13 protein-coding genes are annotated in these 13607 nt (G+C 72.2%); 5 read left to right on the top strand and 8 right to left on the bottom strand.

The window, feature by feature from the left end:
• The first annotated feature begins 72 nt into the window (after window positions 1-72).
• Window positions 73-744, top strand: coding sequence for a PhzF family phenazine biosynthesis protein (locus OG892_RS10425; protein WP_073735736.1), 672 nt, complete (start codon window positions 73-75; stop codon window positions 742-744).
• A gap of 145 nt (window positions 745-889) precedes the next feature.
• Here OG892_RS10425 and OG892_RS10420 read toward each other — a convergent pair whose 3' ends face one another.
• Together OG892_RS10420 and map are read right to left on the bottom strand one after the other, a co-directional pair.
• Window positions 890-1555 carry a heme oxygenase (biliverdin-producing) gene (locus OG892_RS10420; protein ID WP_371628968.1) on the bottom strand — a complete coding sequence of 222 codons (666 nt, stop codon included), beginning with the start codon at window positions 1553-1555 and terminating at the stop codon, window positions 890-892.
• A gap of 224 nt (window positions 1556-1779) precedes the next feature.
• Window positions 1780-2637 (bottom strand): type I methionyl aminopeptidase, encoded by an 858-nt coding sequence (map, locus tag OG892_RS10415; protein WP_073735734.1) that lies wholly within the window; start codon window positions 2635-2637, stop codon window positions 1780-1782.
• Window positions 2638-2695: 58 nt separating this feature from the next.
• On the opposite strand from map, the gene OG892_RS10410 reads away from it, so the two are divergent.
• A complete protein-coding gene (locus OG892_RS10410) occupies window positions 2696-2929 on the top strand; it encodes a hypothetical protein (protein WP_024494784.1) in 234 nt (77 codons plus the stop codon).
• Window positions 2930-2967: 38 nt separating this feature from the next.
• Here OG892_RS10410 and OG892_RS10405 read toward each other — a convergent pair whose 3' ends face one another.
• Entirely contained in the window at window positions 2968-4278 is a 1311-nt protein-coding gene (locus tag OG892_RS10405) for an MFS transporter (RefSeq protein ID WP_328867286.1), read from the bottom strand.
• Window positions 4279-4357: 79 nt separating this feature from the next.
• On the bottom strand, window positions 4358-4960 hold the full coding sequence (locus OG892_RS10400; RefSeq protein ID WP_073735732.1) for a hypothetical protein: 603 nt from the start codon (window positions 4958-4960) through the stop codon (window positions 4358-4360).
• A 138-nt stretch (window positions 4961-5098) separates the two neighbouring features.
• Between OG892_RS10400 and npdG the strand changes: the two genes are divergently transcribed.
• Both npdG and OG892_RS10390 read left to right on the top strand, forming a co-directional pair.
• A complete protein-coding gene (gene npdG, locus OG892_RS10395) occupies window positions 5099-5809 on the top strand; it encodes an NADPH-dependent F420 reductase (RefSeq protein WP_327336587.1) in 711 nt (236 codons plus the stop codon).
• A 95-nt stretch (window positions 5810-5904) separates the two neighbouring features.
• On the top strand, window positions 5905-6084 hold the full coding sequence (locus tag OG892_RS10390; RefSeq protein ID WP_024489896.1) for a hypothetical protein: 180 nt from the start codon (window positions 5905-5907) through the stop codon (window positions 6082-6084).
• Here the strand turns inward: OG892_RS10390 and OG892_RS10385 are convergent.
• Entirely contained in the window at window positions 6081-6878 is a 798-nt protein-coding gene (locus OG892_RS10385; RefSeq protein WP_328867288.1) for a site-2 protease family protein, read from the bottom strand. The genes OG892_RS10390 and OG892_RS10385 overlap by 4 nt on opposite strands.
• A 200-nt stretch (window positions 6879-7078) precedes the next feature.
• On the opposite strand from OG892_RS10385, the gene OG892_RS10380 reads away from it, so the two are divergent.
• Window positions 7079-10510 (top strand): BTAD domain-containing putative transcriptional regulator, encoded by a 3432-nt coding sequence (locus OG892_RS10380; protein WP_371628967.1) that lies wholly within the window; start codon window positions 7079-7081, stop codon window positions 10508-10510.
• Between the two features lie 31 nt (window positions 10511-10541).
• Here OG892_RS10380 and OG892_RS10375 read toward each other — a convergent pair whose 3' ends face one another.
• The 3 genes from OG892_RS10375 to panB form a co-directional block, all read right to left on the bottom strand.
• Entirely contained in the window at window positions 10542-11405 is an 864-nt protein-coding gene (locus OG892_RS10375) for an ABC transporter permease (RefSeq protein WP_073735728.1), read from the bottom strand.
• The gene (locus OG892_RS10370; protein ID WP_073735727.1) at window positions 11402-12418 is read right to left on the bottom strand and encodes an ATP-binding cassette domain-containing protein; all 1017 of its coding nucleotides are present in this window, start codon (window positions 12416-12418) and stop codon (window positions 11402-11404) included. The genes OG892_RS10375 and OG892_RS10370 overlap by 4 nt, the downstream gene beginning before the upstream one ends.
• A gap of 122 nt (window positions 12419-12540) precedes the next feature.
• Entirely contained in the window at window positions 12541-13428 is an 888-nt protein-coding gene (gene panB / locus OG892_RS10365) for a 3-methyl-2-oxobutanoate hydroxymethyltransferase (protein ID WP_073735726.1), read from the bottom strand.
• Window positions 13429-13607: the final 179 nt, after the last annotated feature.

Here is a 13607-nt window from a genome sequence, read left to right as displayed (position 1 = left end):
ACCGCGCGACACCACCGCCCGGGTGCGGGCCCTCTCGCGGGGCCGGTACCCGGGCGGTGCTTGAATGCGCACGTGAGCGACTACGACGTACCCGCCGGCATCGACGTACTGCGCGTGTTCTGCGGCCCCGACGGCCGGCACGGCAACGCGCTCGGCGTCGTACGCGACGGTCGGGACCACCCGGAGCGGGCCTCGCGCCAGGAGCTGGCCCGGCGACTCGGCTTCAGCGAGACCGTGTTCGTGGACGACCCGGAACGCGGGCACCTGGAGATCTACACCCCCGGCCTGCGGCTGCCGTTCGCCGGGCACCCGCTGGTCGGCGCCGCCTGGCTGCTCGACCTGGAGATCCTGGAGCTGGAGGTGGGGGAGGTCTTCGCCCGTCAGGACGGCGAGTTCAGCTGGATCACCGCCCGCCCCGAGTGGGCCCCGCCACGCACGCTGGAGCAGTACGGCTCTGCGGCCGAGGTCGAGGCGCTGACCGGCCCGCCGCCCGGCGAGGGCCGGCTCTACGTATGGGCGTGGGAGGACGAGGCGGCCGGCCGGATCAGGGCGCGGGCGTTCCCCCGGCGGGGCGATGGCATCGTCGAGGACGAGGCGACGGGAGCTGCCGCGCTGCTGCTCAGCGACCGGCTGAACCGCGCGCTGAACATCAGGCAGGGCCGCGGCTCCCAGATCCTCACGGCCCCTGCACCGGACGGCACGGTGGAGATCGGCGGCCGAGTCGTCCTGGCAGCCCAGGGCTGAAACCAAGCCCGCCCGCCGGAAAACCAAGCCGTCGGGCGGAAAACCAAGCAGTCGGGCGGAAAATCAAGCCCGTCCGGCGATTGAGGACAAAACAAGGCGGTGGGGTCACCCGAGCCCGAGTAACCCCACCGCCGGCCGCCAAGGCCTACGCACTGAGCGGGAACGCCTCTCCCAGCTCCCGGAACACCGCCGTGTTCAGCGCGAACGCCCGCTTGCACTCGTCCACGATCCGCTGCTTCTCCAGGTCGTCCGCGTCCACCGCGTCCAGCAGCTCGCGGTAACCCCGCTTGAACGAGGCGGGGTTGGAGATCCCCTCGAAGACGTAGAACCGCACCCCGTCGCCCTTGCGCTCGAAGCCCCAGGTGCGCTCCGCCTTGTCGCGGATGATCTGGCCGCCCGACAGGTCGCCCAGGTAGCGGGTGTAGTGGTGCGCGATGTAACCCGCGGGCCAGCTCCGGGCGCACTCGGCCACCCGCTCTGCGTACGCGGCCGTGGCCGGCAGCGGCTCCAGGCCCTCGCGCCAGTCCGCACCCCGCAGATGGGCCAGATCGCGCTCCAGCTCCGCGGTGCGCATCAGCTCGGGCTGGATGAACGGACCGGCGACCGCGTCCTCGCGCAGCGCCCCGGCGTCGTCCTCCATGGCGCGGTACACGAACCACAGCTGCTCCGTGTAGCGCGTGTACGCGTCCACGCCGAGGCGCCCGCCGAGCAGGTCGCTCATGAACGTCGAGGTCTCCGCCTCGACGTGCTGCTCGTGCGACGCCGTGCGGATCAGCGTCGAGAAGGGGGTGGCGGTGACGGTTGCGTCCAAGGCGGGCCTCCGGGGACCAAGGGGGACGGGAAGTCCAGAAAGAGACGGAAATATCGGCCCGCCGCCGCTGTGCCGCGGTGCCGGCCGATGTCCCGATCTTCCTACTTAGGTTTACCTAAGTCAACTGTTTCCCGACGTCCTGTCGGTAAAAACGGCCGGAGAGACGGAAACGGCCGCCCGGAAGGGGCGGCCGTCGGCAGTCGGGGTCCGGAGAGCGAAAGGCCCTACGGGAGCGTGAGGATCTCGGCGCCCGTCTCCGTCACCACCAGCGTGTGCTCGAACTGCGCGGTGCGCTTGCGGTCCTTGGTCACCACGGTCCAGCCGTCGTCCCACATGTCGTAGGTGTGGGTCCCGAGCGTCAGCATCGGCTCGATGGTGAACGTCATGCCGGGCGTCATCACCGTGGTGGCGTGCTCGCTGTCGTAGTGCGGAATGATCAGGCCGGAGTGGAACGAGGAGTTGATCCCGTGCCCGGTGAAGTCCCGCACCACCCCGTACCCGAAGCGCTTCGCGTACGACTCGATGACCCGTCCGATCACGTTCACCTGGCGGCCCGGCCGGACGGCCTTGATCGCCCGCTTCAGCGACTCCTCCGTGCGCTCCACGAGCAGCCGTGACTCCTCGTCCACGTCACCGCAGAGGTAGGTGGCGTTGTTGTCGCCGTGCACCCCGTTGATGTACGCCGTCACGTCGAGGTTCACGATGTCGCCGTCGCGCAGCACCGTCGAGTCCGGGATGCCGTGGCAGATGACCTCGTTGAGCGAGGTGCAGAGCGACTTGGGGAAGCCCCGGTAGCCGAGCGTGGACGGATAGGCGCCGTGGTCGCACATGAACTCGTGGGCGACCCGGTCGAGTTCGTCCGTCGTGACGCCCGGGGCGATGAGCTTCGCGGCCTCACCCATCGCCTGAGCGGCGATCCGCCCCGCGACGCGCATGCGCTCCACGGTCTCGGCGTCCTGCACCTCCGGGCCGGTGTACGGCGTCGGGGCGGGCTTGCCGACATACTCGGGGCGCCGGATGTTTCCGGGCACGGAACGGACGGGAGTGATCTCCCCTGGTACAAGCAGCGACTGGCCAGACATGCCAGCGAGTCTAACGAGCGTTCCCGGGGCACCATGGCACAGAGGAAAGGAGCCGGTAATGGCCCTGTTCAAGAAGCGCACGGTCGGCAAACCGGGCGAGTGGTACTACTGCCTGGAGCACAAGAAGGTCGAGGAGGGCCCCGAGTGCCCGGCCAAGGACCGCTTCGGCCCGTACGCCTCCCGCCAGGAGGCCCAGCACGCGATGGACACCGCGCGGGAGCGCAACCTCGAGTGGGAGACCGACCCCAGGTGGCACGACCGCCAGGGGCCGGACGAGAACGCGGGCGGCTGAGCGCGGCACCCACGGGCTGAGGGGCCCGCGCCCCGGGCTCAGCCCGCGGGCGCCGCCTCCAGGCCCCCCTCGCGCTGTGCGCGCCTGCGCAGCGCGTCCGCGTCGGTCTCCGAGTCGTAGGTGAGGAGCTTCGGCAGAGCCGCCGCCAGCAGCGCCACCGAGGCGATGCAGGCCACCCCGCCGCTCCAGACGGCGGTACGGGTCCCCGTCCAGCCGGCCATCCCGCCGGCCCGGACCTGGCCCAGCTGCGGGCCGACGCTGTACGAGAGCACCTCGATGCCCGCGAGGCGGCCCCGGAGCTCCTCCGGGATGGTCTGGTTCCAGATGGTGGATCGGCCCAGGCCGCTGAGCATGTCGCCCGCGCCCGCCACCGCCAGGCAGACCAGCACCAGCCACACGTTGCCGAACCAGCCCGCCGCCGCGATGGCCAGCCCCCAGACGGCGGCGCCGAACACCACGAACAGCCCGTGTCTGCGCACCCCCCTGGTCCAGCCGCTGGTCAGCCCCAGCACCAGCGAGCCCACCGAGCCCGCCGCGTACATCAGACCCAGCGACCACTCGGCGTCCAGCTCGTCGCTGAGGAACGGGAAGATCGCGTTGGGGAACGCGAAGAACATCGCCGCCATGTCGATCGCGTACGTCCCCAGCAGCACCGGCCGGCTCCAGGCGTACCGCGCACCCTCCGCGATGCCGCGCAGCGACGGCTTCTGCCCCTTCTCCACGGGCGGTGCGGGCGCCAGCCGGCGGCACAGGAACACCGAGACGGTGAACGTGACGACCGTGACCGTGTAGGCCGTGGCGTGACCGGCGTACGCCACCACCACACCGGCCAGCGACGGGCCCAGGATCGCCCCGAACTGCCAGCGCAGCGAGTTCAGGGCGGCGGCCGCGGCCAGCTGGTCGTGCGGCACGATCCGGGCCATCAGCGAGTCCAGCGCGGGCCGCTGGAGCCCGGAGAGCGCGGAGACCCCGCCGGCGACGACGTAGAGCGGCCAGAGCAGCGGGTCCGGCAGGGCGGCGTTGACGAGCAGGACGAGCGCGAGCAGTCCGAGCCCCGCCTCGGTGCCCAGGATGACCTTGCGGCGGTCCACGGCGTCGGCGAGCGCACCGCCGTAGAGGCCGAACACGACCAGCGGCACCAGCTCGACCGCGCCCATCGCGCCGACCGCGAGGGGCGAGCCGGTGAGGTGCTTGATCTGGAGCGGCAGCGCGATCAGCGCCATGGAACTGCCGAAGAAGGTGACGAGCCCCTGCACCCACAGCAGCCGGAAGTCGGCGGAGGACCGCCAGGGCGAGAGATCGGGAAGGAGCGCGGAGAGCCTGGCGGCCAGGGAGGAGCGAGAGGTCACGAGGACACATGGTCCGTCGAGATACGTGGCCGGGGCAAACGCGTTTTTGAAACCGCCGGGGCCGGACCCCGGCGCCCCCTCACCAGCGCGGCGGCGGGGGAGCCGTCAGCTGGTCGGCGAGCCGGGACAGCCGGTCGCGGAACCGTCGCCGGCCACGCGGCACGGGCGCGCTGTTCTCCCCGGCCGCCGCGCTCACCAGGTGCTGGACCGTGTCCAGGTCCACCTCGTCGCCGCCCGCCACGGACAGCGCCTCGTGGGCCAGGCCCCGGACCTCCGGATCGCCGTTGTCCAGCGAGAGCACCGTCGCCCCTGCCCGGCGCGCGTCGTGCACCCGCTCCAGCAGGCCCTCGCCCGGCGACCGGGGCGCCACCACGAGCAGCGTCTCGCCCCGCCCGGCCGCCTCGATCCTGCCCAGGCCCACCGCCAGGTGGGCCGGGTCCCCTGGCGCCACCCGGTGCCGTACCAGCGTGGGCGCCAGCTCGGGCAGCCCCGACCAGGTGGACTCGTCGACCAGGTGCGCCGCCAGATGCCACGGCTCGTACTCCTCGCTCCCCACCAGCAGCAGCCCGCCGCCGTGCGGGACGACGGACGAGCGCAGCGTCCCGGCGAACCGCCGGGTGGCGGCCGGCCACTGTGTCCCGGCGAGCACCTCACGCAGCAGCGCCACACGTACGGCATCCATGGCCCGGCATCCTGCAGCACATTCCGGGACCCGTGCGGGGGAACGGCCGCAGACCACCCGAACGGGGCCGGGAACGTGATCCTGATCGCGGTCCGGCGACAGGGCGGGCCCTCGCCACCTGGAAGTACTGTCGGGGCCATGACTACGAATGACAGCGGCAGCGCGCCCAAGCCCCCGGCCAAGGACCCCTGGGACCTCCCCGACGTGTCCGGCCTGACCATCGGCGTACTCGGCGGCACCGGCCCGCAGGGGCGCGGGCTCGCCTACCGGTTCGCCCGCGCCGGACAGCAGGTCGTCATCGGCTCCCGCGCGGCCGACCGCGCGCAGACGGCGGCGGAGGAGATCGGCCACGGCGTCCGGGGCGCGGACAACGCAGGATGCGCCCGCGACAGCGACGTCGTGATCGTCGCCGTGCCGTGGGACGGGCACGCCAAGACCCTGGAGTCGCTGCGCGAGGAACTCGCCGGGAAGCTCGTCATCGACTGCGTCAACCCGCTCGGCTTCGACAAGAAGGGCGCCTTCGCCCTGAAGCCGGAGGAGGGCAGCGCCGCCGAGCAGGCCGCCGCCCTGCTGCCGGAGTCCCGGGTCACCGCCGCCTTCCACCACCTCTCGGCCGTGCTGCTCCAGGACGAGACGGTCGAGGAGATCGACACCGATGTGCTGGTGCTGGGCGAGGCCCGCGCCGACACCGACCTCGTCCAGGCGCTGGCCGGCCGGATCCCCGGAATGCGCGGCATCTTCGCCGGACGGCTGCGCAACGCCCACCAGGTCGAGTCGCTGGTCGCCAACCTGATCTCGGTCAACCGCCGCTACAAGGCACACGCGGGGCTGCGCACCACCGACGTGTGAGCCGCACCGCCGGGGCCGTACCCCGCTCGGAGCGTTCCGGGGCATGGGGGACACTGGAGGGGACCGCGCACCACCCCCCGACAGGAGCCCTCCCCATGCCCCGCCTCGCTCTCTACGCCGTAGCCGTCTGCGTCCTCGCCGTCGTCGCGGCCGTGATCTCCTTCGTGCAGGGCAGCTGGCTCCTCGGGGTCCTCTGGGTGCTCCTGGTCGGCCTCTCGTCCAACATGGCCTGGTACTACCTGCGCCGGCAGCGCACCTCCCGCACGGTCTCCTAGCCGTTCAGCGAGCAGATCTCGTTCGGCGTCTGCCAGAACCGGTAGGCGTCGAGGCCGCAGTACGTGTCGAAGTCACTGACGCCGAGCGACCGCAGGAGCGCGTCGACCGCGTCGAAGAACGCCGTGTTCACCCCCGGGACCCACAGCAGGGCGAAGACGGCGATCAGTCCGAACGGGGCGAACGGCTCCACCTGGCGGCGCACCGAGTGGGAGAGCCAGGGTTCGATCACCCCGTATCCGTCCAGACCCGGCACCGGTACGGAGTTCAGGATCGCCGCCGTCACCTGGAGCAGCGCCAGGAAACCCAGCGCGTACCGGAAGGCGTCCGGTACGCCGCTCAGCGCGTCCAGCCAGAACGGCGCCGTGCACACGACCGCGAACAGCACATTGGTCAGCGGGCCCGCCGCCGAGATCAGGCTGTGCCGCCAGCGGCCCCGGATCCGGCCGCGCTCGATGAAGACCGCACCGCCCGGCAGACCGATCCCGCCCATGATCACGAACAGCACCGGAAGCACGATGCTCAGCAGCGCATGGGTGTAGCGAAGGGGATTAAGAGTGAGGTATCCCTTGGCGCCGATGGAGATGTCGCCGCTGTGCAGCGCGGTTCTGGCGTGGGCGTACTCATGGAGGCAGAGCGACACCACCCAGGCGGCCGTGACGAAGAGGAACGTGGCGAACCCCGGCTGATCCGCGAAGTCCGTCCACACCGCCCACCCGGACACCGCCGCGACGGCGGCGATCCCGAGGAAGACCGGGCTGATCCGCCGGTCGCTGCGCGCTGGTGCGGTGGTCATCGGCGGCTCCTGGTGGCTGCGGGGAGGAACGGGAGCGGGCGGGCGAGCCCCGACCGTACAGGCGACACGGCCAGAACGTCTGGCATCCTGCCGGTGGTTCCGTAAAGGGTGGGGGCATGACAGGCACTACGGCGGACGGCCCGCGCGCATCCGGCCGGGCCGTGGTCCCGCTTCCGGCCCCGGTCACGGAGAATGGGCGCGTGCGCTACAGCATCCTCGGTACCACCCAGGCACTCCGCGACGACGGCACGGCCGTCGCCGTCGGCGGGGCGCGGCTGCGCGCCCTGCTCACCGTCCTCGCGCTGCGGGCCGGCCGGACGGTGCCCGCAGCCGTGCTCGTCGACGAGGTGTGGGACGGGGATCCGCCCGCCGACGCGCCGGGCGCCCTCCAGGCACTCGTGGGCCGGCTCCGGCGGGCGCTCGGGCACGCGGCGGTCGCCTCCGCGGAGAACGGCTACCGGCTGGCCGCGGAGCCGGACACCGTCGACCTGTACCGCTTCGAGCGCCTCGCGGGGGAGGGGGCGCGGGCCCTGAAGGAGGGCGATCCCGCCAAGGCCGTGAGCGTCCTCGACGACGCGCTGGGCCTGTGGCGCGGACAGGTCCTCGCCGACCTGCCCGACCGGCACGCCGAAGCGGCCCGCTGGACCGCCCGCCGGCTCGACGCCCGACGCACCCGGATCACCGCCTCGCTCGCCCTCGGCCGGGCCGAGCAGGTGCTGCCGGAACTGGCCGCGCTCTGCGGCGAGCACCCCCTGGACGAACCGCTCCAGGCGCTGCGGCTGCGCGCCCTGCGCGACGCCGGACGGGCCGCCCAGGCGCTGGCCGCCTACGAGGAGGTGCGCACCGTGCTCGCCGACCGGCTCGGCGCCGATCCGGGCGCCGAACTGAGGTCCCTGCACGCGGAGTTGCTCCACCAGGAGCCGGTGCTGCCGGTCATACCCGGGGCTGCGGCGGAGTGCGCCGCAGCCGCTGCCCGCAACACGGCCGCAGGCCGTCCTGTCTCTGGCCGCCCCAGCCCTGCCCCCGGCCGCCCCAGCCCTGCCCCCGGCCGCCCCGGCCCCGTCCCCGGTGTTGTCGCCGTCGCCCCGCCAGGCAACCTCCGGGCCAGGCTCACCAGCTTCGTCGGCCGGGAGAGCGATATCGAGACCCTGCGCGACGACCTCGCGGACGCCCGTCTCGTCACCCTGCTCGGCCCCGGCGGCGCGGGCAAGACCCGGCTCTCCCAGGAGGCCGCCGAATCCGTCGATCCCGCCACCTGGCCGGACGGGGTCTGGCTGGCCGAGCTGGCACCGGTCGATGATCCGGAGGCGGTGCCGGAGGCCGTCCTCACCGCGCTCGGCGGCCGGGAGACCGTGCTGCGCGGTGCGGGCGCGGAGGAGCTCAGGGCCGTCGAACGCGGCGGAGCCGAACCGCTCGCCCGGCTCACCGAACACCTCACCGGGCGCCGTGTGCTGCTCCTTCTGGACAACTGCGAGCACGTCATCGAGGCCGCCGCCGCCCTCACCGACCACCTGCTGGCCCGCTGCCCCGGGCTCACCGTGCTCGCGACCAGCCGTGAACCCCTCGGCGTGCCGGGCGAGTTCGTCCGGCACGTCGACCCGCTGCCCGACCCGATGGCGCTGCGCCTGTTCGCGGACAGGGGCGCCGCCGCGCTGTCCGGCTTCCGGGTCGACGCGGACGAGCGGACGGCGGCCGCCTGCGCCGAGATCTGCCACCGCCTCGACGGGCTGCCGCTCGCCATCGAGTTGGCCGCCGCCCGGCTCCGGATGCTCACCCCGCGCCAGCTCGCCGACCGGCTGGACGACCGCTTCCGGCTGCTCACCGGCGGCAGCCGCACCGTACTGCCCCGCCAGCAGACCCTGCGGGCCGTCGTCGACTGGTCCTGGGACCTCCTGGACGGACACGAGCGCACCGCCCTGCGCCGGCTGTCGGTCTTCTCCGGCGGCTGGACCCTGGCCGCCGCAGAGGCCGTCTGCGCCGACCGGCCGGACGACGCGCACGATGTCGCCGCGGTGCTCGGCTCACTCGTCGACAAGTCGCTCGTCGTCGCCGCACCCGCCGAGGACGGCCGGATGCGCTACCGCCTCCTGGAGACCGTCGGCGAGTACGCCGCCGAACGGCTCGACGAGGCGGCGGAGCGGGACACCGTGGAGCGCCGGCACCTGGTGTTCTTCCGGGAGCTGGCCCGTACCACCGACCCCGGGCTCCGGGGCGCCGGGCAGCTCGCCGCGATCGAGCAGTTCCGACGCGAGTACGAGAACCTGCGCTCCGCCCTGCGGCACGCCGTCGCCGCACGGGACGAGCAGGAGGCGCTCTGCATGGTGCTCTCGCTCTCCTGGTACTGGCACATACGCGATCTGAGCACCGACGCCCTGCACTGGGCCGAGGCCGCCTCGGCCCTCGGCCCCGATCCGTTCGCCCCGCCCGGCAGCCCCGCGCCCTCCCTGCGCGAGACCTGTACCGACGCGCCCCCGCCGATGAGCCCCGAGCTGCTCCAGGAGGCGCGGCGCCAGGTGGCGCTGGTCCGGATGGTCAGCTCGGACCACGGCATGGACGAGTGGACGAGCATCGACAGCATGGCGCGGCTGCGCGCCATCGCGAACACCTACCGGGCGGGCCAGCCGCAGACCTGCCGCTTCCCGGCCTCGCTCTGGTTCTTCGCGGTGCTGGTCACCGGTGACATGAGCGCACTGCGTGAACTGCTGGAGGAGACGGTCCGGGCCGCACGGGGCTTCGGCTACGAGTGGGAGCTGGCCTCGGCGCTCCAGATGCGCGCCAACGTGCTGGCCAACCGGCTCGACTGGGCGGGCGAGGCCCGTGGGGACGCCGACGAGAGCCTGGAGATCTTCGCCAGGCTCGGGGACGACTGGGGTGTCGCGGAGGCGCTCTCCTCGCGGGGCGAGGCCAACGAGAAGCGGGGCGACTACGGCCGGGCGGCCGAGGACTACCTGGCCGCGATCGGCTACGCGGAGAAGATCGGCGCACGGGCCCAGGTGTCGGTGCTCCGCACCCGGTACGCCTCCGCCCTGACCGAGCTGGGCCGCGGTCCGGAGGGCGAGGCCATCCTGCGGGAGGTGCTCGATGAGACGTGGCACGTGGGGCACGGGGCGAGGTCCTTCGCCCGGCTCTTCCTGGCCATGTGGCTGGGGCGCTCCGGCCGTACCGGCGAGGCCCGCGTGCATCTCGCCGCGCTGTGCGAGGAGTTCACGGCGGAGACCGAGGCGGTCTTCCACGGTTTCGTGGTGGGCGCGGTGGCCTGGCTGGACACCATCGACGGGCTGTACGCGGAGGCCCTGGGCCGGAGCCGGGAGGCGCTGGAGCGGTCCGACGACCCGCTGACGCAGATGGTGGCGCCGCACATGGCCGCGACCCACCTGGTCACCGCCGCGCGGGCGCTGGGCGGCCTCGGCGGGGAGCGCGCAGCGGCCCTGGCGGTACAACTGCTGGCCGCCTGCCGGGACATGCTGCCGAGCGGGCACGTGCCGACGGCGATGGAGCGGGAGAACCACGAGGCGGCAGAGGCGCTGGCGCGGGCCGTCCTCGGGGACACCGCCTTCGAGGCCGCGTACGCCGAGAGCGGCGGCCTCTCCGTGAAGGAGGCCGCCGCTCTCGTCGAGGCGTACCGGAACTGAACCCCGGCCGTCGGGGTCAGGACTTCCGGGGTCAGGACTTCTTGCGGAACTTGGACACCGCGATCGGGGCCATCACCGCGGTGATGGCCACGGTCCAGCCGAGCGTCAGCCAGACCGAGTGGCCGAGCGGGCCGCCCATCATCAGGCCGCGGGCCGAGTCGGCCAGGTTGGACAGCGGGTTGTAGTCGGTGAACGCCTGGAGCCAGCCGGGCATCGTCTGCGGCGGGGCGAAGATGGAGGAGCCGAACTGGAGCGGCATCATGACGAGCATCCCCATTCCCTGGACGGCCTGGGTCGTCTTCAGGCTCAGACCGAGCAGGATGAAGATCCACATGATGGCGGCGCCGAACGCGGCCGCCAGGCCGATCGCGCCGATCAGCCCCAGTACCGAGCCGTGCAGCTGCATGCCGAGCGCGAAGCCCATGCCCAGCAGGATCAGCGTGGCGACCATCATCCGGCCGAGCTCGACCACGATCTTGGCGATGAGCACGGAGGAGCGGGCGATCGGCATGGTGCGGAACCGGTCCATGACCCCCTTGCGGAAGTCGTCGTTGACACCGCTGCCGACGGCCATGGCGATGTTCATGCCCATCATCGCCATCAGGCCGGGGATCAGGTAGTTCAGGTACTCCTGCCGGCCGCCGCCCATGCTGCCGCCGACGGAACCGCCGAAGACGTACACGAACAGCAGCACGAAGATCACCGGCATCAGGAGCGCGTCGAACATCGACTCCGGATCCTTCTTGATCTGGAGCAGATTGCGCCGCACCAGCGCACCGATGTGCCGCAGGTTGTTCCGCAGTCCTATCCCGCCCTCGTCGTGCACCTTCGCGGCCGGGTCGGCGGACGTCGTGCCGGTGTGGGTGGGGGTGGGCGTCAGAGTCGTCGTGCTCATGCCGCGACCTCCTGGGGGATCGTCTCGGTCTCGGTGACGGTGGCCTTGCCGCCGGTGATGGCGAGGAACACCTCGTCCAGGCTGGGCAGCGCGGTGGCGACGTGCGCCAGCGAGAAGCCCCGGGTGCCGAGCAGGCCTATGACGGCGGTGAGCTGCTCGTCGCTGAGGATCGGTACATACAGCAGTCCCTCGTCCGGGACGGCCTGCGCGCCCGCGACGCCGTCGAGACCGGTCTCGCGCAGGGCCTGCGCCATCGCGGCCAGTTCGGCGGGGTCGGAGGGGCGGATCTGCAGGGTGCGGCCGCCGACCTTGGCCTTCAGCTCGTCGACACCGCCGCGGGCGATGATCTTCCCCTGGTCGATGACGGTCAGCTCGCTGGCGAGCTGCTCGGCCTCTTCCATGTACTGGGTGGTGAGCAGCACGGTCGCCCCCTCCGCGACCATCCTCTGCACCTCGTCCCAGACCTCGTTACGGGTACGGGGGTCGAGCCCGGTCGTCGGCTCGTCCAGGTACAGCACGGCCGGGCTGCCGATCATGGACGCGGCCAGGTCCAGCCGGCGCCGCATGCCGCCGGAGTAGTCCATGGCGGCCTTCTTCGCCGCGTCGGTGAGCGAGAAGCGCTCCAGCAGCTCGTCGGCGCGCGAGCGGGCCTTCTTGCGCGGCAGATCGAGCAGCCGCCCGATCATGTAGAGGTTCTCCCAGCCGGAGAGCTTCTCGTCGACCGAGGCGTACTGCCCGGTCAGGCCGATGGTGCGGCGCAGCGCGCGGGGCTGCTTCACCACGTCGTAGCCGGCCACGACAGCGTGTCCGGCGTCGGGCAGGATCAGGGTGGACAGGCAGCGTACGAGAGTGGTCTTGCCGGCGCCGTTGGGGCCGAGCACGCCGAGGACGGTGCCCTCGCGTACGTCGAGGTCCACGCCGTCCAGAGCCTTGGTCGAGCCGTAGTGCTTGACCAGTCCCCGTACCTCGACGGCGTTTCCGCCGTTCCTGGGGTTCTTGTCGATTCGCGTCATGTCCACTATCAGAACAGCGGCCACCGACAGCCCACCGACAAGCGGCCGACAGCCCGCCGACGGGGGGAAGTCGGCGGGCTGTCGGTGGTACCGGAAGTGGTCGTCCGGCCGGTGGGGTCCGGTCAGTGGAAGGTGTGCTCCGGCGCCGGGAAGGTGCCGCCGACGACCTCGTCCGCGTACGCCTTGGCGGCGTCACCGAGGATCTGGCGCAGGTCGGCGTACTGCTTGGTGAAGCGCGGCACCTTGCCGCCGGTCAGCCCGACCATGTCGGTGTAGACCAGCACCTGGGCGTCGGTGTCCGGACCGGCGCCGATGCCGACGGTCGGGATGTGCAGGGTGCGGGTGACCTCGGCGGCCAGTTCGGCCGGTACGAGCTCCAGGACGACGGCGAACGCGCCCGCGTCCTGCACGGCCTTGGCGTCGCGCAGCATCTGCTGGGCGGCCTCCTCGCCGCGGCCCTGCACCCGGTAGCCCATCGCGTTGACGGACTGCGGGGTCAGGCCGATGTGGGCCATCACCGGGATGCCGGCGTCGACCAGGAGCTTGATCTGCTCGTGGCTGCGCTCGCCGCCCTCCAGCTTGACCGCGCCGACCCCGGACTCCTTGATGAGCCGGGTGGCGTTGCGCAGGGCCTGGACCGGGCTCTCCTGGTAGGCCCCGAAGGGCAGGTCGGCGACGATCAGGGCGCGCTTGGTGCCCCGTACGACGGCGGCGGACAGAATGGCGATCTCGTCCATCGTGACGGGCACGGTGGTCTCGTAGCCGAGGTGACAGTTGCCCATCGAGTCACCGACGAGCATGACCGGGATGCCGGCCTCGTCGAAGACGGACGCGGTCATCGCGTCGTAGGCGGTGAGCATGGGCCACTTCTCGCCGCGCTCGGTGGCGGCGGCGATGTCGTGGACGGTGACGCGGCGGTTGCTCTTTCCTCCGTACAGCGCCTTGCTGCTGTCGGCGGGGGCTCCCGCGGGGGGTGTGGCGGACTGGTTGTGCGCAGCCTGAAGCGACATTGCCAACGGCTCCTTCGTCATCTCGAGGCGCCCTGACGGCGTCCCCGGATCCCTTCCATGGTGGCATCCCGGAGCCGGTCACGGGAAGTGGGCCCGCGCATCGGCCTGGCACCGGGTGCCATATCGCCCGGTAAAGACTTTCCAATACGAGACGGTCTCGTATCGAAATGAGGTTAGGC

It is taken from the genome of Streptomyces sp. NBC_00341, from assembly GCF_041435055.1.
GTDB lineage: Bacteria > Actinomycetota > Actinomycetes > Streptomycetales > Streptomycetaceae > Streptomyces.
The sequence above is the reverse complement of the archived record's forward strand: the minus strand, read 5'-3'. Positions and strand labels throughout refer to the sequence as shown.